16 protein-coding genes and 1 pseudogene are annotated in these 19488 nt (G+C 60.5%); 9 read left to right on the forward strand and 8 right to left on the reverse strand.

Annotated elements, in window-relative coordinates:
• Positions 1–47 precede the first annotated feature (47 nt).
• The 3 genes and pseudogenes from MJP36_RS28045 to MJP36_RS06990 form a co-directional block, all read right to left on the reverse strand.
• Positions 48–911 carry a methyl-accepting chemotaxis protein gene (locus MJP36_RS28045; RefSeq protein WP_372241717.1) on the reverse strand — a complete coding sequence of 288 codons (864 nt, stop codon included), beginning with the start codon at positions 909–911 and terminating at the stop codon, positions 48–50.
• Positions 912–950: 39 nt separating this feature from the next.
• Positions 951–2132, reverse strand: a pseudogene (locus MJP36_RS28050) (methyl-accepting chemotaxis protein); the annotation flags it as partial.
• Positions 2132–7825: a membrane-targeted effector domain-containing toxin gene (locus MJP36_RS06990; RefSeq protein ID WP_244385097.1), complete on the reverse strand. Its 5694-nt coding sequence runs from the start codon at positions 7823–7825 to the stop codon at positions 2132–2134. The pseudogene MJP36_RS28050 and the gene MJP36_RS06990, both read right to left, overlap by 1 nt.
• 186 nt (positions 7826–8011) lie before the next feature.
• Here MJP36_RS06990 and bamJ point away from each other — a divergent pair, with 186 nt between their 5' ends.
• On the forward strand, positions 8012–8629 hold the full coding sequence (bamJ, locus tag MJP36_RS06995; RefSeq protein ID WP_060754395.1) for a BamJ family beta-barrel-assembly machinery protein: 618 nt from the start codon (positions 8012–8014) through the stop codon (positions 8627–8629).
• A 60-nt stretch (positions 8630–8689) separates the two neighbouring features.
• Here bamJ and MJP36_RS07000 read toward each other — a convergent pair whose 3' ends face one another.
• The 3 genes from MJP36_RS07000 to MJP36_RS07010 all read right to left on the reverse strand — a co-directional run bounded on the left by MJP36_RS07000 (position 8690) and on the right by MJP36_RS07010 (position 10536).
• Positions 8690–8947 (reverse strand): PA4570 family protein, encoded by a 258-nt coding sequence (locus MJP36_RS07000; RefSeq protein WP_003194088.1) that lies wholly within the window; start codon positions 8945–8947, stop codon positions 8690–8692.
• Positions 8948–9108: 161 nt separating this feature from the next.
• On the reverse strand, positions 9109–9450 hold the full coding sequence (locus MJP36_RS07005; protein ID WP_060754394.1) for a zinc ribbon domain-containing protein YjdM: 342 nt from the start codon (positions 9448–9450) through the stop codon (positions 9109–9111).
• A 117-nt stretch (positions 9451–9567) separates the two neighbouring features.
• On the reverse strand, positions 9568–10536 hold the full coding sequence (locus MJP36_RS07010) for a polyprenyl synthetase family protein (RefSeq protein WP_060754393.1): 969 nt from the start codon (positions 10534–10536) through the stop codon (positions 9568–9570).
• Between the two features lie 239 nt (positions 10537–10775).
• Here MJP36_RS07010 and rplU point away from each other — a divergent pair, with 239 nt between their 5' ends.
• From rplU to MJP36_RS07045, 7 genes are all read left to right on the forward strand, one after another.
• Complete coding sequence (gene rplU / locus MJP36_RS07015) at positions 10776–11090, forward strand: 50S ribosomal protein L21 (RefSeq protein ID WP_003176051.1); 315 nt, start codon at positions 10776–10778, stop codon at positions 11088–11090.
• Positions 11091–11124: 34 nt separating this feature from the next.
• A complete protein-coding gene (rpmA, locus tag MJP36_RS07020) occupies positions 11125–11382 on the forward strand; it encodes a 50S ribosomal protein L27 (protein ID WP_003176049.1) in 258 nt (85 codons plus the stop codon).
• Between the two features lie 194 nt (positions 11383–11576).
• The gene (cgtA, locus tag MJP36_RS07025; RefSeq protein WP_060754392.1) at positions 11577–12800 is read left to right on the forward strand and encodes an Obg family GTPase CgtA; all 1224 of its coding nucleotides are present in this window, start codon (positions 11577–11579) and stop codon (positions 12798–12800) included.
• Between the two features lie 111 nt (positions 12801–12911).
• A complete protein-coding gene (gene proB, locus MJP36_RS07030; protein ID WP_060754391.1) occupies positions 12912–14030 on the forward strand; it encodes a glutamate 5-kinase in 1119 nt (372 codons plus the stop codon).
• A 15-nt stretch (positions 14031–14045) separates the two neighbouring features.
• Positions 14046–14510: a CreA family protein gene (locus tag MJP36_RS07035; RefSeq protein WP_015885841.1), complete on the forward strand. Its 465-nt coding sequence runs from the start codon at positions 14046–14048 to the stop codon at positions 14508–14510.
• Positions 14511–14611: 101 nt separating this feature from the next.
• Positions 14612–15094: a glutathione peroxidase gene (locus MJP36_RS07040; RefSeq protein WP_060754390.1), complete on the forward strand. Its 483-nt coding sequence runs from the start codon at positions 14612–14614 to the stop codon at positions 15092–15094.
• Between the two features lie 157 nt (positions 15095–15251).
• Positions 15252–16355: an NADH:flavin oxidoreductase gene (locus MJP36_RS07045; RefSeq protein WP_090368583.1), complete on the forward strand. Its 1104-nt coding sequence runs from the start codon at positions 15252–15254 to the stop codon at positions 16353–16355.
• 905 nt (positions 16356–17260) lie between these two features.
• On the opposite strand, the gene MJP36_RS07050 is transcribed toward MJP36_RS07045, so the two are convergent.
• Both MJP36_RS07050 and cysZ read right to left on the reverse strand, forming a co-directional pair.
• Positions 17261–18460: a glycosyltransferase family 4 protein gene (locus MJP36_RS07050; RefSeq protein ID WP_060754387.1), complete on the reverse strand. Its 1200-nt coding sequence runs from the start codon at positions 18458–18460 to the stop codon at positions 17261–17263.
• Between the two features lie 54 nt (positions 18461–18514).
• On the reverse strand, positions 18515–19279 hold the full coding sequence (gene cysZ, locus MJP36_RS07055; protein ID WP_060754386.1) for a sulfate transporter CysZ: 765 nt from the start codon (positions 19277–19279) through the stop codon (positions 18515–18517).
• On the opposite strand from cysZ, the gene MJP36_RS07060 reads away from it, so the two are divergent.
• Positions 19278–19433, forward strand: coding sequence for a hypothetical protein (locus tag MJP36_RS07060; RefSeq protein ID WP_178126908.1), 156 nt, complete (start codon positions 19278–19280; stop codon positions 19431–19433). The two genes, cysZ and MJP36_RS07060, sit on opposite strands and share 2 nt — an antisense overlap.
• Positions 19434–19488 lie beyond the last annotated feature (55 nt).

Here is a 19488-nt window from a genome sequence, read left to right on the forward strand (position 1 = left end):
TCGCGGCCCAGCGGGAGCAAGCTCCCTCGCCACAGTGATAGCGCTATTTACACCCGGAAATGACTGACCATCTGCTGCAACTGGCTCCCCAATCGCGCCAGCTCCACGCTCGACTTGGCGGTCTCGTTGCTGGCGGTCGCCGTCTGCTCCGACACATCGCGCACATTCACGATGCTGCGGCTGATCTCCTCAGCCACGGCACTTTGCTGTTCGGCGGCCGCTGCGATCTGCTGATTCATCGACTGGATGTTCGACACCGTACGGGTGATGTTTTCCAGGGAGGCGCCGGCCTTGCGGGTCAGCTCGACACTGCTGTCGGTGAGGCTGCGGCTGTTGTTCATCACGTTGGCCACCTGCTGGGTGCCGTTCTGCAAACCGGCGACCAGGCCTTCGATTTCCTCGGTGGATTTCTGCGTGCGCTGAGCAAGGCCGCGCACCTCATCGGCGACCACGGCAAAGCCACGCCCGGCTTCACCGGCACGGGCGGCTTCAATGGCGGCGTTGAGGGCCAACAGGTTGGTCTGCTCGGCCACGGCCTTGATCACGTCCATCACGCTGCCGATCTTGTTGCTCTCTTGTTGCAGATGCGACATGGCGTCGGTGGAGCGCGCCACTTCGTCAGCCAGGCGTTCGATCTGGGCGATAGCTTCGGCGACCACCTTGTCACCCTCGCGGGCTTGGCCGTCAGCGTCGGAGGCCGCCTGGGAGGCTTGCTCTGCGTTACGCGCGACTTCCTGCACCGTCGCGGTCATTTCATGCATGGCGGTGGCGACCTGATCGGTCTCGACCTTTTGGCTGTTGACGCCCGCGCTGGTCTGTTCGGTAACGGCCGACAACTCTTCGGCGGCACTGGCGATTTGCGTCACACCGTCACGGATGCCGCTGATCAATTCACGCAGGGTGGTGCCCATACGCTGGATACCTTGTTGCAGCACGCCCAGTTCATCCCGGCGGGTGATCTGAATGTTGTGGCTGAGATCGCCGGAGGCGATGCGCTCGACCACCGCCAGGGTGTCTTGCAATGGGCGTGTGATCTGCCGGGTGATCACCCAGGCAGCGATGATGCCAACCAGCAACGCCAGCAGGGTGCTGATCAGTTGCAGGCTGCGCGCCTGGGTACTTTCGGCATCGCGACGAGTGAGCTGGATGTCATACAGCTTGTCACTGAGCGTGACGATGTCGGCACCCTGGGTGGTCATTTCGGCGCGGGCAGCGACGATATTCGCGTTAGCGGCCTTGTAGTTCTGCAGGGCGCTGCGGTAGGCGCCGAGCGCGGTTTCCAGCGCGCTCAGTGCGCTTTGCTGGCTGGCGCCGAAGACGCTGTTGAGGTCTTTCAGGCCGGTAATGGCTTTTTCAATCTGTGCGACGGCGCGGGCTTCGGTGTCTGGGTTGACATCGCCGGTGTAGCCGCGCACTTCAAAGCGCGCCAGTTGGAATTGCATCTTGGCTTCGGCCACGGCCTGGAATTGCGCCAGGTGCTCCGAACTGTCAGGCATTTGCTTCACCGAGGCTTCCAACGCGTTGATCTGGGCGTTGGCGATATCGGCCTTGTCGCCCATCACCTGGCGTGAGGCGTTGCCGTTACGGTAGGCCTCTCGCATCTTGTTCAGGGACTGTTGATAGGCGGTAATGACGGCTTTCTGCTCGTTGAGCAGCTTGAGGTTTTCCGGGCTCTTGAAACTGTCCAGCAGCTTCTGTTGCTGGGCGGCGAACGTATCCAGGTTGGCTTGTACGTTCTGGGCCACGGTTTCGTCGCCGTTGGCGAGCATGTACTGCAGGCGCGCAATGCGCAGTTTGGTCAGCGAGGCGTTGAGCTGGGTAATGTCGCTCATCCAGTTGCTGCGGTCGATCAGGCCGCCGAGGCTGGTCCAGCCGGTCAATGCCAGGATCGAGGTGAGGACAAGCACCAGGCCGAAGCCCAGGCCCAGTTTGAGGTTGACGCTGATGTTACCGAACCAGCTGTTCATTGAAAGCTCCGCAAAGTGTGATCTGAATGCTGGGCGGTGTTGTTGTTTGAGCCAGCTGAGGTATGTAGGCCATATCGGCAGCACGGCCAGAATCTGAAATGTCTTTTGTCCGGTAGATCGAAAGGGGGCCCCCGGCCGACGTGCGGGCAGGAGCCCCCGAGGCATCACGGTGCCGGTGTCAGATGGATCTCGTACTTGAGCGCTTCGATCAGCTGGCTTTGATAGACAAAACGCTTGTCGCGAATCCCCTCCCACCGGTCGATGAAGAACTGGCCCATGTCATCGATCTGAATCGGCGTGACCACGATGTCGCCACTGTTGGAATGGTGCACCAGGTTCGTCTCGTAGGCCGATGGCCGCTCGATGATGAAGTGTCCCTTGAGGCGCAACCGCTCGCGGCTTGGCGGCGCGGGTGGACGAATGGCGCGCCTGCCGGCGACACCGACCTGCAGTGTGAAGTCGCTGCGCAAGGCCAATGAGCTGGTCTCATCCACGACCCAGCCGCCCTGTTGCAGGGTGCGTGCAGTGCCGGCGGCGGCATCGCGCACATGCAGGCTGACGGCATCCTGCAACTGGGCAATACCGGGCACCAACAGGTTCATATCGGTGTGCCCGCTGCCCATGAACGCCACCCACTTATGGGGCCCGAACGCCGCCTGGTCGGCCTTGATCACTTCGTTGGCGAAATAACTGAACAGCGTGTTGCGCGGGCTGCTGCCCCTGGCCCCTTTGGTGTGGTAGCTGGCAGTGCAATCCAGGGCGCGCACGCGCAGCCCGTATTTGTTGGCGGCCTTGATCACGTTGGTATAAGTGTTCGGCCCGGTATACATGAGCATATGGCCCTGGTCCTGGGCATTCAGGTAGGCCTGCAAGCCGCTGGGCATTTTCAGCGTGTCATGCAGGATATCCAGTTCGTGCTGGTGCAGGTCGGTCAGCAGGTGTTCGACATAGAGCGTTTTTACCCCCTGTTTCTTCAGCAGCTTCATGTGCTTGATCAGGAACTCCTTACTCGACTGCGCCGAGTGCGCCTCTCCGATGACAAGCCCGAGTTTTTGTTGAAAGAGGCGCTTGATCAGGTCCTCTTCGTTCGTGAGGTTGGCCAGGTAAGCCAGGGCACTGCGTCGTGGCGCTGTGTACCCGGCAAAAAAGGCTTCGGCGCGTTCGATCAAGCGCTCGCGAATACGCATGAACTCAGCGAACGTGGCCTGGCGGGGGTCGTCCTGATGCAAGGCGTAGCGTGTATCCAGGCCACGATGAGACGCTGCCAATTGCCCGGCCTGCTTCTTCATGGCGTGGGGCATGTCGAACTCGTTGAAGTGCGTGGCGCCGGCCGTGACCGCAGGGGCCTGCGCCACTGCCGGTTGGGCGCGCACGTGCAGGTTCGTCGACAGCGACAACGTGAGGTGCCCCCTGGACTGCGTCGCAGGCAAGGTGTCGACCCAGACGCCCACGGGCTGGTCAGGTGCCACGTCTTGAACGCGCAGCGCCAAGGTGTTTTGCAGATCGGCCAGGCCGGTGGTCATCGCGTGGCTTCCCATGCGGTCCTGTTCGACCAGGGCGATCCAGCCTTCCCCGGGGCGATTTTTCACGTTGCGCGCAATTGCCTGGTGCGAATAGAAATTTCGCAGCCGGCTCGAGCGTGGGATAAGCCGCTCGCCGTCGCCCAGGGCCAGCACGTGCTCCATGTGGTAGGAGCTCGACGCATCCAGCCCATCGATGATCACGTTGTGTTTGTGCGCTTCAAGCACCAGCTTGCGGAAACTGAAAGGCGCATCGGCAGCGAACCCCAAGGCCTGATCGACCCTGGCCAGATGCTCAGTGATGCGTTCAAGTGCCACCGCGACATTGCCTTCGACTTCGCGGTTGAGGATCTTCAGTTTGCTGCGAAACACGTCAACCGGCAGGTTTTCGATGTACAGCCGCTTGAGCCCTTGCTCGGCCAGGGACTGCATGTTTTCGATCAACAATTGTTTGCTGGCGATGGACGCATTATGGGCGCCGATGAGCAGCTGTTTACCCGGCGAGAACAAAAGCTTGAGCAGTTCGGCGTGCGCGGTTTCTGCGGCCACTGGGGGGACTTGCGGCTTGATGGGGTGTACGCGGGGACGCAGGAAGAAAGCCTCGGCATCCTTCGTCAGTTGCTCGATCTGGCCGACGTAGGCATTGCGTAGCGGCTGCAACTGGTCGTAGACGTAGCGCTGGGTAGCGCCGATGACGTCGGGATCCCAATTGGTGACCAGCCGGGCTTTGAAGCCTTCATCGAGTACGGCTCGGAAATATTTACCTTCGCTGGGCGAAATCTCGTATTTCGCCAGAGAGTCGTCGACCTCTTCGGGTAGCAGCTCATATTTCTTGCGCCCGCCACCGGTCACGCCGGAACGCACCCAGCGACCCTCGGTATCCTGGTTGACCAAGCGTGCGGTCGAGCGCATCTGGCCGGAGGCCGGGTCCTGGCGGTAGAGCAGGTGACGGCCCAGGGCGTCCGGGGTGGGCTTGACCCAGTAGGGCTGGCCATCGAACAGCAGCGGTTGCATGTCTGGCGGGCTGGTGGGTTCGAGTTGTTTGAGCAGTGCGCTGTCAGCCGCCTGTTTGCCGGTTTTGAGTGTCGGACGCAGTGCGTTGAACGGCCCGCGAAAGGCAGGTCTCAGGTCAAACAGCAGCGCACCGCCCAGGTTGGCCAGGTACCCGATGTAATGCAGCAATGCACCGTCGCGGTCACCCTGGTGCCACGCGTTGAGCGCGAGCAGCGCATCCTTGAAGGCGAGCAACCCGCCCAGGGTCAGGCTGAGAATCGGAAAGGGAATGGTCGCGATGGCAGTGACCCATTCGACGCAGGTCCAGACAATGCCCATGATCATCTGCGTACGGTTCACCGTAGTGGCGTGGACGTCGTCGATCCGGCGTTGCAATACCATGTTGTAGAACTCGTGACGCAGGTCGGTCAAGGGCGTGACGCGCTCGATGCTGTCGTAATGGGGGCGGCTGGGGCTGGTGCGGTTGATGTCGTCGGGCAGGCCCTTCTTGGCGGTTTCGAGTACATCCCGGATACGTGCCTGGGACTGCTGCGCGGTGCGGCTACAGAAATATTCCACCGCACCATCGAGGGTCTTGAGCAGGTAGTTGAACAGTTTCGCTTCACGAAAACTGATGCCATCCGGGGCATTCGGGGTGTACAGCAGCACCGGGTTATCCGCGTGGCTGAACAGGTAAACGCCCATGACCCAACTGCCGTCGATAAACAGGCGATGTATTTTGTAGGTGGTGCGCTGGGTCACTGCGCTCTGGCCCAGGCTGCTGATCGCCTGGGTCAACCAGCTCAGGTCGACACTGGCGATATGCCCTTCGAGACGTGATTGCAGAGCGGCATTTTGCATTTGCAACTGGGTGATCTTCAGCGTGGCATTGCGCCTTTCGGTATAGCCCGGGCTGTTGGCGGCCTGCAATTGCGTGTGTACCAGGTCGGTGTAACGTTTGCCGATCCATACGCCTCTTACCGCGGCTGCGACCTTCTGCGGGGTCAGCGCGCTCAGGTCGACACCGGGCGGGCCACGAAACGTCGCAGAGCTGGAAAAGTCTTCGTTGATAAACCCCACGTTGTCCGCGTACCCGTCGCGATACAGTTCGGTATAGGACAGAGGTTTCGGCCCTTGGCCCAACAACGTTTTGGGGGTGTAGGCAAAAACCAGGTCCGGGTCGACCTTGTTGTGCATCCGACCCAACAGCTTGTTGAGGCTGAGGGTGGCCTGCTCATGCACATACGCGGCAAAGGTCGGGAAGTTGGCCTCCGCATCCGGCCGGGCGTTGTAGGTGCGTAAGGCGCCTTCGGCATCTTCGGCGAGGCTTGTCAGGCGGATGCGCTCAGTTTGAGAGGCGGAGCGCAGCCAGAGCGGGCTGCTGTATTCATAGTCGTCGATCAATTGCGCCATCAGGTGCTCGACCATGGCGTCCATGCAGGCATTGTGCGTGCAGGGCGTACCCAGGGTGACTTCCTCGTGCTCCATGGCATCCGGTCGAAAACCCAGGTTGCCGGCGACAATGCGCATGGTCGGCCGAAAGCGCTGTGGCACTTGCTCTAGCAGGTAGTCGGCCATGGTTTTTCCGTTATGCCGGGTCGTGTCCGCCGCCCAGGCGAGAATGTGCGTCTGGCATTCGCGCAGGCTGTTGAAGGCGATAAACATTTGCCCCCTTGGTGAGTCGGGAGTGCACAGCAGCAAGCGTTTGGGTTGCCCGTTGGCGTCGTTCTCGCGCAGCAGCCACAGGTCCTTGAGCTGCGCGCCATGCAGCAGCACGGTCTGCGCACGCAGCGCCGAGCCGGGCGTGCTGCGCAATTGTTCAAACAATTGATAGTCGGCCGCGCTCAGGTGGCCTTGCAGGTTGGCGGTATAGGCCAACAGTGCCAGGCGTCGATCGAGCATGGCTTTGGTCGCCTGGCGGATTTCGGGCGTAGCCATGGCTTTTTTCTGCTGGGCGGCAAACTCCAGGCGCGGGTCCAGCGGTTGCAACAGGTCGAGCAGACTGTGTGGCGTGAGGTGCGCGTGGCGACCTTGCAACGGTGCGCCGGCGTAGCTCAGGGTGGTGTGCTTGAGAAAGGCTGAGCCGGGCAGACGGTCGTCGCTGTGCAAACCCGCGAGGGCGACATCCACCAGGCTGCGCTGTTGCACGTAGGCGCCCACGTCCGCCACTTCGCGGCGGGTGGTGACGAGCAGTTGCTGCGGGTCGAGGTCATGGATCTCCAACTGGTCGGCCAATTGTTCGAGCAACTGGTAATGGGCCAGGGCGCCAGGGGTTATCCAGGGGCCGAACAGTTCGAGAAATGTCTGCCGGGCCTGGTTGTACTGGACGATGCAGTCCGCCAGGTTGGCTTGCTTCGCGTCATCGGCGTTGCGGTACCAGTCGGGCAAGCTTTTATGCAACGCCCACTCCAGCAGGCGCTGGCGCCGCATTGCCAGGCGCTGGGACAGGTCGGGCTGGGCCGCACTGATAGCGGCGTCCAGCTCTTCGATCAACTGCGCACTGTCAGTTCGCGGGTTATTGACCAGGCTCAGCGCAAGGTCGATGTCCAGGCGACGTTTGTCGAGCAGCGCCTGGTAGCTGTGTTCGAACACCAGCAGGTCGTCGATCGGCCGCAGCTCCAGCGGCCAGATGTCGGCGACGCCCAAGTGTTGATAACGCACCGGCAAGTGCCGGAGGATTTCTCCGCGCTCGGCCATGTTCGCTTTCAGGCTCTGGTCGAGTTCGAGCAGGGTATCGAACCCATACAGGCCCGCCGATGGCGTAAAGAGCAGTACCGGGCCGAGCGCGGCATCGCTGGTCAGGCTATCGACCACCGGGCTCGGCTGGCGCGTCAATACAAATGCGCCGGCGAATTCGACGCTTTGCTCCTGATAGGTGAACGTCAATGCATAGATGCCCGGTCGTAACGACGGCACGCGTGAGCAATCCTCAAGCATGCGCAGGTCGACCGGGTTCAGCAGATGGTCCTTGATATTGAGGCTGGCCTCCCGTTCCAGTGCCGTGCTGCCGGCGGCGTAGCGCATGAAGGTCTGACGGCCTTGACCGGTGACGGAGCTGGTGTCATCAAGGTCTTGCAACTGTTCGTTCAGTTTGGCCCGCAGGCGGGTCAACAACGCCTTGCCGCCGGTTTGGCTGAGGTCGACTTGGGCCAGGTCCTGATAGAGCGCGCGTGCCTGGTCGAGGAAAGTGTGGTTGGCTTGCTTGAGCGTGGCGTTCAATTTTTCCAGGTCAGTCAGCTCCTGGGGCGGTGGGGCAGGCTTGCTGACTTGGCTGCGCAGGCTTGGATCAATCTCAAGCAACTGCGCGTGCAGTTGCTCAAGTTGGGATGCAGAGGGTGTGCTCATGGCACCGTCTCCAATGTGATGGAAGGAGCCTCAGCATGAGATGCCGGCTTGGAACGACGGCGGTAGATAGGTACGTGCGCAGGGCTCATCACAGACGACGCATGTGTGCTAGTCTGCTGGCCCTTTTAGTTCTGGGCGGCGCGGGAAACGGCGTTTTCCTGTGTGGCCCTACAGCGGAGCCTCTTCATGTCCGAAGTTAATCTGTCCACCGACGAAACCCGCGTCAGCTACGGTATCGGCCGTCAGTTGGGCGACCAACTGCGCGACAACCCACCACCGGGCGTGAGCCTGGACGCGATCCTGGCCGGCCTGACCGACGCCTTCGGCGGTAAGCCAAGCCGTGTGGACCAGGAGCAAATGGCTGCAAGCTTCAAAGTCATCCGCGAGATCATGCAAGCCGAAGCCGCCGCCAAGGCTGAAGCCGCTGCTGGCGCCGGCCTGGCATTCCTGGCGGAAAACGCCAAGCGTGATGGCATCACCACCCTCGCTTCCGGTCTGCAATTTGAAGTGCTGACTGCCGGTACCGGCGCCAAGCCAACCCGTGAAGATCAAGTACGTACCCACTACCACGGCACCCTGATCGACGGCACTGTGTTCGACAGTTCCTACGAGCGCGGTCAGCCTGCAGAATTCCCGGTAGGGGGTGTGATCGCCGGCTGGACCGAAGCCCTGCAACTGATGAATGCCGGCAGCAAATGGCGTCTGTACGTGCCGAGTGAACTGGCTTACGGCGCTCAAGGCGTTGGCAGCATTCCACCGCACAGCGTTCTGGTATTCGACGTCGAGCTGCTCGACGTTCTGTAAGACCTGCTGATTATCTGTGGGAACGAGCGTGCTCGCTCCCACAGTGTTTTGCGGGTGTGTTCATGGATGGAACTTGCCATTGAGCTCCGTCGCCGGGCGCAACGCTCGGGCATAGCAGAATAGAAACAGGTTTCTCACCACCTCTTTCAGCACTCCGGGTTCACTTGAACTCAAGCCATTGACGTCCAGGTCACCCTGATCCTGCAGTTCGTTCAGCGCTTCCTCTTCCAGTACTGCACAAACCTCACCGGTTTCCCGATGCAGAATCCGCAGGTAGGGGTGTGGGCGGTCCAGCCAGGCATCGATCAAATAAGTCATGGTTCATTCTCCTTGATGGGTTTCAATGAGAATAATTCTTATTCGTCGAATAGCAAGTGTCTATTGGCGGTTTTCTGGGTTTTCTGGATGGACCGTTGCGTTCGGTCAAAGGAGATGGCGAAACGCCACCCCGCGGCGGGCGCGGGATGGAACCAGCAGATTCAGACCTTGCGGACGAACTCGGACTTGAGTTTCATCGGGCCGATGCCGTCGATCTTGCAGTCGATATCGTGGTCGCCGTCGCACAGGCGGATGTTCTTGACCTTGGTGCCGACCTTGACCACCAGGGACGTGCCTTTGACCTTGAGGTCCTTGATCACGGTGATGGTGTCGCCGTCTTGCAGGACGTTGCCCACAGAGTCTTTCTTCACGGTTTCGTCGCTGGCCGCTTCGGCTTCGCCGTTGACGGACCACTCATGGGCGCATTCCGGGCAGATCAGCTGGGCGCCGTCTTCGTAGGTGTATTCGGAATTGCATTTTGGGCAGGGTGGCAACGTGCTCACTAAAGTTCCTTGAAAGTCAGGAGGGCTAAAAGTCGCACATTATATAGGGAATTGGGCCAGGGGCGGGAATGGGTAATAGGCTTGAATGTGGGAGGGGGGCTCCCACATGCAGGTATTTCAGTGTGTACGCGCGACCGCGAACTCACTCAGTTCGACCAGGGCGTCCCGGTATTCGCTGGCCGGCAGGGCTTCCAGGCACGCGATGGCACGGGCCGCGAAGTCGCGCGCCAGTTGCGCGGTGTAATCCAGGGAGCCGGAGGCTTCAACGGCTGCACGGATGGCTTCCAGGTCTTCGATCCCGCCTTTCTGGATCGCCTTGCGTACCAGCGCAGCCTGTTCCGGCGTGCCTTCACGCATGGTGTAGATCAGCGGCAGGGTCGGTTTGCCTTCGGCCAGGTCGTCGCCGACGTTCTTGCCCAGGGTTTCTGCGTCGCCACGGTAGTCGAGCAGGTCATCCACCAGTTGGAACGCCACGCCCAGGTGGTCGCCAAAGGTGCGCAGGGCTTCGGCCTGTGCGGCGGTCGCGCCGCACAGGGCGGCTGCGCTATGGGTCGAAGCTTCGAAGAGCATCGCGGTTTTGCCGCGGATGACTTCCATGTAGGTTTCTTCGGTGGTGCTGGCGTCGCGGACCTTCGACAGCTGCAATACTTCGCCTTCGGCGATGATGCGCGTGGCTTGTGAAAGAATTTTCATCACGGGCATCGAACCCAGTTCGACCATCATTTCGAACGAGCGCGAGTAAAGGAAATCGCCCACCAGCACGCTGGGAGCGTTGCCCCACATGGCATTGGCGGTCTCGCGACCCCGACGCATGCCGGACATGTCGACCACGTCGTCATGCAGCAGGGTGGCGGTGTGCAGGAACTCGATAGTTGCTGCCAGCAGGCGCAGGTCATCGCCTTGGCGGCCCAGGGCCTTGCCGCACAGCAACACTAATAAAGGACGCAGGCGTTTACCGCCCGCCGACGTAATGTAGTCGCCAATTTTGGAGACCAGCGGCACTTTAGACGTCAGCTGCTGCTTGATGATGCCGTCGACGGCGCTAAAATCGTCCGCGACCGCGCGGTAGAAAGCTTGGGGTTGCATCAGCGACAGTCGCTCCAGAAGGGTTGCGCGGCATGCTAGGACCCTGACCCCGCAGTGTCAAGGCGCGATGGACGGCCACTTGCAAGGCCTCTATAGCTTGCGTACAATCGCGCACCCTGAACTTCCTGGGCAGCACCTGCCTTACGCAATTGCATTCGGGACGTCCATCCCATGCAGCCATGCCAGCCAATACCTCTTCTTATAAAGAGCTGGGTGAGCAGGATTATCGGAGAAATACCATGTCGTACGCAGTAATTGTTACTGGTGGCAAGCAATACAAGGTCGCCCCAGGTGAATACCTGAAGATCGAAAAACTGGAAATCGCTACCGGCGAATCCGTTACTTTTGATCGCGTTCTGTTGGTCGCCAATGGCGATGACGTGAACATCGGCGCTCCAGTTGTTGCTGGCGCTACCGTTGTGGCTGAAGTGATCTCCCAAGGTCGTCACGATAAAGTCCGCATCATCAAGTTCCGTCGTCGTAAGCACCACATGAAGCGTATGGGCCACCGCCAGTGGTACACCGAGATCAAAATCACCGGTATTCAGGCTTAATTTCAGCCTAATTCCTCACTAGGAGAATTGACTCATGGCACACAAAAAAGCTGGTGGTAGTACCCGTAACGGTCGCGACTCAGAAGCCAAACGCCTTGGCGTGAAGATGTATGGCGGCCAGAAAATCATTCCGGGCAACATCATCGTGCGTCAGCGCGGCACCCAATTCCACGCCGGTTACGGTGTAGGCATGGGTAAAGATCACACCCTCTTCGCGAAAATCGAAGGCGTGATCAAGTTTGAAGTAAAAGGCGCTTTCAACCGCCGTTACGTGAGCGTTGTCGCAGCTTAATCGCGAGATCGCTGGAAAAGCCCTGTCTTGCGACGGGGCTTTTTCGTTTGTGGAGTGAGTCTCTTGCAAAGCTGTTTGTAATGGGCGAGAGCAGCAGGATTTGCGGTCGTTGCTTGAGGTCGCTGCGCTCATTTTTGCAAGAGTCTTATGTCTTGGTTTCTTAAGCTCGTCCAAGAGGCGAGAGGCGTTTTGTTATGAAGTTCGTTGATGAAGTTTCCATCCGAGTAAAAGCAGGCGACGGCGGTAACGGTTGCATGAGTTTCCGTCGCGAAAAATTCATCGAAAACGGTGGCCCCAACGGCGGTGATGGCGGTGACGGCGGTTCCATCTACATGATGGCCGACGAAAACCTCAACACCCTGGTCGACTACCGTTACACCCGGCACTTCGACGCCGAGCGTGGCTCCAACGGCGGCAGCACCGACTGCACCGGTAAAAAAGGCGAGGACCTGGTACTGCGCGTACCGGTCGGCACCACGATCATCGACTCCGCGACCCAGGAAGTGATTGGCGACCTGACCAAGGCCGGCCAGAAGCTGATGGTTGTGCAGGGCGGCTGGCACGGTCTGGGTAACACCCGATTCAAGTCCAGTACCAACCGTGCGCCGCGCCAGACCACACCGGGCAAGCCGGGCGAGCAGCGTGACCTGAAGCTGGAAATGAAAGTACTCGCCGACGTGGGCCTGCTGGGCCTGCCGAACGCCGGTAAAAGTACCTTCATCCGCTCGGTCTCGGCGGCCAAGCCGAAAGTCGCCGACTACCCGTTCACCACCCTGGTGCCGAACCTGGGCGTGGTCAGCGTCGACCGTTGGAAAAGCTTCGTGATCGCCGACATTCCCGGCCTGATCGAAGGTGCTTCCGATGGCGCTGGCCTGGGCATCCGCTTCCTCAAGCACTTGTCGCGTACCCGTTTGCTGCTGCATCTGGTCGACATGGCCCCGCTGGATGACACCAGCGCGCCGGACGCCGCCGAAGTGATCGTCAACGAGTTGACCAAGTTCAGCCCGTCCCTGGCTGAGCGTGATCGCTGGCTGGTACTGAACAAGTGCGACCAGATCCTCGAAGAAGAACACGAGGCCCGCGTCAAGGAAATCGTCGACCGCCTGGAGTGGGAAGGCCCGGTCTATGTGATCTCGGCCATCGCCAAAGAAGGCACCGAGCGCCTGACCCGCGACATCATGCGCTACCTCGAAGACCGCGCCGACCGCCTGGCGGCCGACCCGGTGTACAAGGCCGAACTGGCCGAGCTCGACCAGCGCATCGAAGACGAAGCCCGTGCTCAGCTGCAGGCCCTGGATGACCAGCGTGCCCTGCGCCGCAGCGGCGTGAAGTCGGTCCATGACATCGGCGACGATGATTGGGACGAAGAAGACGTGGATGATGAAGATGGCCCGGAAATCATTTACGTGCGCGACTGATTCGTTGCGATAAACTTGAACGCCGCTCCTTGTAGAGCGGCGTTTTGGTATCCGGGTATAACGTTATGGGCGGCGCTGGGTCGCGCGGCCCTCACTTTAAGGTTGAAGATGATGCGGAGCAAAGTGACAGGTGCGCAGCGCTGGGTCGTGAAGATCGGCAGTGCGTTGCTGACGGCGGATGGCAAGGGGCTCGATCGCGCAGCCATGAGCGTCTGGGTCGAGCAAATGGTGGCCTTGCATGAGGCCGGTGTCGAGTTGGTGCTGGTGTCGTCCGGGGCGGTTGCCGCCGGGATGAGCCGCCTCGGCTGGACCGCGCGACCCAGCGCGATGCACGAACTGCAAGCCGCCGCCGCCATCGGCCAGATGGGCCTGGTGCAAGCCTGGGAATCCAGCTTCGCCGAGCACGGCCGCCACACCGCGCAGGTCCTGCTGACCCACGACGACCTGTCCGACCGCAAGCGCTATCTCAACGCCCGCAGTACCCTGCGTGCGCTGGTGGAGCTCAAGGTCATCCCGGTGATCAATGAAAACGACACGGTGGTCACCGACGAAATCCGCTTCGGCGACAACGACACCCTGGCCGCCCTGGTAGCCAACCTGGTGGAAGCCGACCTGCTGGTGATCCTCACCGACCGCGACGGCATGTTCGACGCCGACCCGCGCAATAACCCCGACGCGCAATTGATCTACGAAGCCCGTGCCGATGATCCGGCCCTGGACGCCGTGGCCGGCAGCGTCGGTGGCGCCCTGGGCCGTGGTGGCATGCAGACCAAGCTGCGTGCCGCACGCCTGGCTGCACGCTCCGGGGCGCATACCATCATCGTCGGCGGGCGCCTGGAGCGTGTGCTGGACCGCCTCAAGGCCGGTGAACGCATCGGTACGCTGCTGTCGCCGGAGCGCGGCATGCTGGCTGCGCGCAAACAGTGGCTGGCCGGCCATCTGCAAACCCGTGGCACCCTGGTGCTGGACGATGGCGCTGTGTCGGCCTTGTCTCAAGGCAACAAGAGCCTGCTGCCGGTGGGCGTCAAGCTGGTGCAAGGCAGTTTCCGCCGTGGCGAGATGGTCGTGTGCGTCGCGCCGGACGGCCGTGAGATCGCCCGCGGCCTGGCCAACTACAGCGCGCTGGAAGCGCAGAAAATCATTGGGCAATCGTCTGACGCGATTGTCGGACTATTGGGTTACATGGCCGAACCGGAACTGGTTCACCGCGATAACCTGATCCTGGTTTAACCAAAGGAATACACGATGCGCGTAATGAAGGGATTGCTCGGTCTGCTGTTGGCCATGCCGCTGCTGGCCAGCGCAGAAGAAATCGGCCAGGTGTCGACGGTGTTCAAGTTCGTCGGCCCCAACGACCGCATTGTGGTCGAGGCGTTTGACGACCCCAAGGTTGATGGCGTGACCTGCTACCTGTCCCGCGCCAAGACCGGCGGTGTGAAAGGCGGCCTGGGCCTGGCCGAAGACCGCGCCGAAGCCTCGATTGCCTGCCGCCAGGTCGGGCCGATTCGCTTCAAGGGCGAGCTCAAGGACGGCGACGAAGTGTTCAAGGAGCGCACCTCCCTGGTGTTCAAGACCATGCAAGTGGTGCGCTTCCTCGATAAGAAGCGCAATACCCTGGTTTACCTGGTCTACAGCGACCGTTTGATCGAAGGCAGCCCGCAGAATGCGGTGACCGCGATTCCGATTTTGCCCTGGCCTACCGCTCAGTAACTCGCAGGCGAGTTTTGCAATCGGCGTCTATGATTGCAGGCTTGCGGGTTGTAATCTCGCAGAGCCGCAATGCGAAGAACATGGGATATCTGGAGTTCGTCATGAGCGCTTTCCACGACCTGAAACTCAAAGCTTTAGACGGACATGAGCTGCCGCTGGCGCCTTTCAAGGGGCAAGTGGTACTGGTGGTCAACGTGGCCTCCAAATGTGGCCTGACCCCGCAATACGCGGCGTTGGAAAACCTCTATCAGCAGTACAAGGACCAGGGTTTTACCGTGCTTGGCCTGCCTTGCAACCAGTTTGCAGGCCAGGAACCGGGCACCGAGGAAGAAATCCAGGCGTTCTGCAGCCTCAACTACGGCGTGACGTTTCCATTGGGCAGCAAGCTTGATGTGAATGGCCATGATCGCCATCAGCTCTACCGCTTGCTGGCGGGCGAGGGCGCAGAGTTTCCTGGGGATATCACCTGGAACTTCGAAAAATTCCTGCTGGGCAAGGATGGGCGAGTGCTTGCACGCTTTTCGCCGCGCACCGCGCCGGACGATCCAACGATCGTCCATGCCATCGAAAAAGCCCTGAGCTGAACATCTCCCTTACTTGTGGCCAGGGAGCAAACTCCCTAGCCACAGGTTAGCGGCCTTCGCTTTTAGCCCTTAATCACCCAGATCAATAGTGCTATGAAGCACCCTGATCTCACCATATTATCGGCATCATAAATCCAGTCTCCCGTGGAGCGCTCCCATGCCTGTCCAAGCCTTGTTCAAACCGTTCCAGCTCGGTGCACTGACGCTGTCGACCCGCGTAGTGATGGCGCCGATGACCCGCTCGTTCTCCCCAGGTGGCGTGCCCAATTCCAAGGTCATCGAGTACTACCGCCGCCGCGCTGCCGCCGGCGTGGGGCTGATCATTACCGAAGGCACCGTGGTGGGGCATCAAGCGTCCAACGGCTACCCGAATGTTCCGCATTTCTACGGTGATGCCGCACTGGCCGGTTGGAAAAAAGTGGTCGACGCCGTACACGCAGAAGGGGGCAAGATTGTCCCGCAGCTGTGGCATGTGGGCAGTGTGCGCCGCATCGGCACCGAACCGGACGCCAGCGTGCCGGCATATGGCCCGATGGAAAAACTCAAGGATGGCGCCGTCGTTGTCCATGGCATGACCACCCAAGACATCAAAGACGTGATCAATGCCTTCGCCCAAGCCGCCAAGGATGCCCAACGCATCGGTATGGACGGCGTGGAGATCCACGGTGCCCACGGCTATCTGGTGGACCAGTTCTTCTGGGAAGGCAGCAACCAGCGCACCGACGAATATGGCGGCAGCCTGGCCAACCGTTCGCGCTTTGCCATCGAGTTGATCCAGGCGACCCGCGCCGCTGTCGGCCCTGATTTCCCGATCATTTTCCGTTTCTCCCAATGGAAGCAGCAGGACTACACCGCGCGCCTGGTGCACACCCCGCAGGCGCTGGGAGAATTCCTCAAGCCGTTGGCCGACGCCGGTGTGGATATTTTCCACTGCTCTACCCGTCGCTTCTGGGAGCCGGAGTTTGAAGGCTCCGACCTCAACCTGGCCGGCTGGACCCGCCAGCTCACCGGCAAGCCAACCATCACCGTCGGGAGCGTCGGCCTGGATGGCGAGTTCCTGCAGTTCATGGTCAACACCGATAAAGTTGCACAGCCGGCGAGCCTGGAAAAACTGCTGGAGCGCCTGAACAACGAGGAGTTTGACCTGGTGGCTGTAGGGCGAGCACTGCTGGTGGACCCGGATTGGGCGGTCAAGGTGCGCGAAGGGCGCGAGAGTGACATTCTGCCGTTCAGTCGTGAGGCATTGACGACCCTGGTTTGAATGGCAGGTAAACATGCGGCTTTCAACGGGAGGCAAGGGGTGGAAGACCCTGCCTCCCGTTTTGTTTCAGCTATTTACTGCGTTGTCCTGTCACAGGTCGCGGTATGGGTTGTTCCCCCCGGCGGGTATGTTGCGGCTGGTTCCAGCCGTCATCCGCGCGGGGGTAGTGCGGACGGTGACTGTCGTAATCCGGTCGGGTAGGTAGCGGGCGGTTCCAGCCATAATCAGGTCGGGTGTATTGCGGTCGGTGATTATCGTAGTCCGGACGGGTTGGGTAAGGACGGTGATTATCGTAGTCCGGGCGGGTTGGGTAAGGACGGTGATTATCGTAGTCCGGGGGGCTTGGGTAAGGACGGTGATTGTCGTAGTCCGGGCGGGCTGGGTAAGGACGATGATTGTCATAGTCCGGGCGGGTTGCGTACGGACGGTGGTGATTGTCGTATTCCGGGCGGGTAGGACGCGGACGGTAACTGCCGTAATCCGGGTGGGTAGGCAGTGGCTGATTCCAGCCGTAATCCGGACGTTCAGGCCGTGGTTGGCCCCAATTGGGCGGGGTTTCCTTTCCATACATCGCCATTTCATATCCGCCGCCGGATCGCCTCAATTCGGGAGCCTGTGCAGTGTTCTGGGTCTGCGTGTTGTGGTGCAGCAATTGCGGAGCCATTGGCCCATTGATCAGTGTCGACATAACGCTCTCTATCAATTTTTCGTGAGAAATACCTGCCTGATTCGGGGTGATCCAACAGGAAAACACCTTCGATAGCAGGTGTCATGTGGGTGGTGACTGGCAGCGCGACGTTCCCGAAATATGCCGTTGTAGCTCGGTGATTCGGGGGGGGCGCAGAGACGATTGTGAAGATTGGGACCGGTTTTAGGGGGCGTGCCGGGAGGCGTGGTGAACCGACTTACGGCACTCGCAGATCGTTCAGTGCAGGTGTGGCGGGTTTGGATGGGGTAAAACCCTGCGCGCACACACCACGTAACTGGTTCTCGAATTGCTCGATAATGGCCGGCCAGCCTTGGCGACTGGCATGCTGACGCGCATTCAGGCGCACCCTGCGCAAGGTCTCGCGCTCTTCAAGCAACCAGTTGGCCGCATCGCAGAAGGCTTCTTCATCCCCCGGCATCGCAGTCACACCGTTGTAGCCGTGGCGGATGTGCTGGGTCGCCGCCGCCTGATCGTATGCCACTACCCCCAACCCTGAAGCCATGGCCTCCAGCACAACGTTGCCGAAGGTTTCGGTCAGGCTGGGGAACAGGAATAGGTCGCCCGACGCGTAATGCCGGGCCAATTCTTCACCGCGCAGAGTGCCGCAGAAAATCGCCTCGGGCAGTGCTTTTTCCATCGCTGCGCGCTGCGGGCCATCACCGACGATGATCAGTTTCATCTGGTGCAGTGGATACCTGTCTTGCAGGGTTTCGAAGCAACGTTTGAGCAGCCCCAGGTTTTTTTCCTGGGCCAGGCGGCCTACATGCAACACGGCGATCTGTTCACTGTTCAACGCCCAGCTTTCACGCAGCCCGTTATCGCGTTTGGCCGGGTGGAACAATTGGCTGTCGACCCCGCGCGCGAGCATCCCCAGGCGCTCGAAATTGCGGCGCTCCAACTCCAGGCGTTGGCTGGCGCTCGGCACCAGGGTCAAGGTCGAGCGGTTATGAAACCAGCGCAGATAATGGGTGACCATGCGGCTCAGCATGCTCAGGCCATATTGGTTCGAATACTGCTGGAAATTGGTGTGGAAACCGCTGACCACACTGATACCCAGGCGACGTGCCGCACGCAGGGCTGATAGCCCCAACGGCCCTTCCGTGGCGATATACAGCACATCGGGGCGTTGGCGCGTCCAGCGCCGCAGCAATTTGTGCATCGACGACTGGCCCCACTGCAGGCCCGGGTAACCCGGCAGCGGCCAGCCGCGGCACAGCAGCAGTTGTTCGTCGTTGGGGCGGCTCTGGTCGGCGCCCTGGCGAGGGCGTACCAGCTCGACTTGATGGCCGCGCGCACGCAACCCCTCGCACAGGCGGCCAAGGGTGTTGGCCACCCCGTTGATTTCCGGCGGGAAGGTTTCGGTAATTAAGGTGATGTGAAGCGAGGCTGTCGTCATGACCCACAGTGTCTCCGCGGGCCATGTCGTCATTGTGTCATTGGGATGATGGATTTATGACTTGGCCATGTTTTGCCGCGTCATCGCCTCGGCGCCTTGCTCGCGTACCCAGAACAACGTGGCCCCGGCCACGGCTGCCGGCATCATCAGCAGGTTGACCACCGGCACCAGCAGCACCAGATAGACGATGCCGCCGAAGCTCATGCTCTGCCAGCGCTTCTGGCGCAGCCAGGCGAGCATTTCGTTCCAGCCCAGCTTGTGGTTGTCGGCCGGGTAGTCGATGTATTGGATCGCCATCATCCACACACCGAACAGCAGCCACAACGGCGCCGCGATCAGGTTGACCACCGGGATGAACGACAGGATAAACAAGCCGATGGCGCGTGGCAGGAAGTAGCCCAGTTTGCGCATCTCACGAGCCAGGGTGCGCGGCACCATCGCGGCCAGCTCACCCCAACTGAACGGCGGGAAGTCATCGGTGCCACGCACCACCACTTCAACTTTTTCTGCGAGAAAACCGTTGAACGGTGCCGCGATGATATTGGCGAGCATGGTGAAGGTAAAAAACACCATCAACACCACCAGCACCACAAAAAGCGGCCACAAGATGTAGCTGAGGAAGCTCAACCAACTGGGCAGCGTCGGCATCAGGCTATCGACCCACAGGCTGAACTGATGGCCGGCGAAATAGATCAAGCCGACGAACAGCACCAGGTTGATTGCCAGCGGCAGCAGCACAAACAGGCGCAGGCCGGGGCTCAACACCAGTTTGAGGCCCTCGCGCAGGTATTGCGGGCCGGAAAGAGCAGGGGCGGGCATGGAGAACTCCGAGCAGTGGGACAAACGCGCCGACCTTACCGGCTTTGCCGGTTGGGCGAAAGCGGCGACATCAGCAGTAACAAACGTCTCGATCAACCGAGTCGACTGCATAGAGACCACCTATGAGCTGGATTGTTATTCCGTATTTCCTTAATCTTGCCCCCCTCGATACGCTGCACCCATTATTTTTCAGGGCCTGCGAGTTCAAG

Origin of the sequence: Pseudomonas palleroniana (assembly GCF_022836895.1) — a bacterium.
Lineage (GTDB): Bacteria > Pseudomonadota > Gammaproteobacteria > Pseudomonadales > Pseudomonadaceae > Aquipseudomonas > Aquipseudomonas palleroniana.

Bases quoted from the DNA above. Each gene is read 5' to 3' on its own strand.
- MJP36_RS28045 (WP_372241717.1), bottom strand. From the start codon at position 911: ATGGGCACCACCCTGCGTGAATTGATCAGCGGCATCCGTGACGGTGTG.
- MJP36_RS06990 (WP_244385097.1), bottom strand. From the start codon at position 7,825: ATGAGCACACCCTCTGCATCCCAACTTGAGCAACTGCACGCGCAGTTG.
- bamJ (WP_060754395.1), top strand. From the start codon at position 8,012: ATGTCCGAAGTTAATCTGTCCACCGACGAAACCCGCGTCAGCTACGGT.
- MJP36_RS07000 (WP_003194088.1), bottom strand. From the start codon at position 8,947: ATGACTTATTTGATCGATGCCTGGCTGGACCGCCCACACCCCTACCTG.
- MJP36_RS07010 (WP_060754393.1), bottom strand. From the start codon at position 10,536: ATGCAACCCCAAGCTTTCTACCGCGCGGTCGCGGACGATTTTAGCGCC.
- rplU (WP_003176051.1), top strand. From the start codon at position 10,776: ATGTCGTACGCAGTAATTGTTACTGGTGGCAAGCAATACAAGGTCGCC.
- rpmA (WP_003176049.1), top strand. From the start codon at position 11,125: ATGGCACACAAAAAAGCTGGTGGTAGTACCCGTAACGGTCGCGACTCA.
- cgtA (WP_060754392.1), top strand. From the start codon at position 11,577: ATGAAGTTCGTTGATGAAGTTTCCATCCGAGTAAAAGCAGGCGACGGC.
- proB (WP_060754391.1), top strand. From the start codon at position 12,912: ATGCGGAGCAAAGTGACAGGTGCGCAGCGCTGGGTCGTGAAGATCGGC.
- MJP36_RS07035 (WP_015885841.1), top strand. From the start codon at position 14,046: ATGCGCGTAATGAAGGGATTGCTCGGTCTGCTGTTGGCCATGCCGCTG.
- MJP36_RS07040 (WP_060754390.1), top strand. From the start codon at position 14,612: ATGAGCGCTTTCCACGACCTGAAACTCAAAGCTTTAGACGGACATGAG.
- MJP36_RS07045 (WP_090368583.1), top strand. From the start codon at position 15,252: ATGCCTGTCCAAGCCTTGTTCAAACCGTTCCAGCTCGGTGCACTGACG.
- MJP36_RS07050 (WP_060754387.1), bottom strand. From the start codon at position 18,460: ATGACGACAGCCTCGCTTCACATCACCTTAATTACCGAAACCTTCCCG.
- MJP36_RS07060 (WP_178126908.1), top strand. From the start codon at position 19,278: ATGGAGAACTCCGAGCAGTGGGACAAACGCGCCGACCTTACCGGCTTT.
- cysZ (WP_060754386.1), bottom strand. From the start codon at position 19,279: ATGCCCGCCCCTGCTCTTTCCGGCCCGCAATACCTGCGCGAGGGCCTC.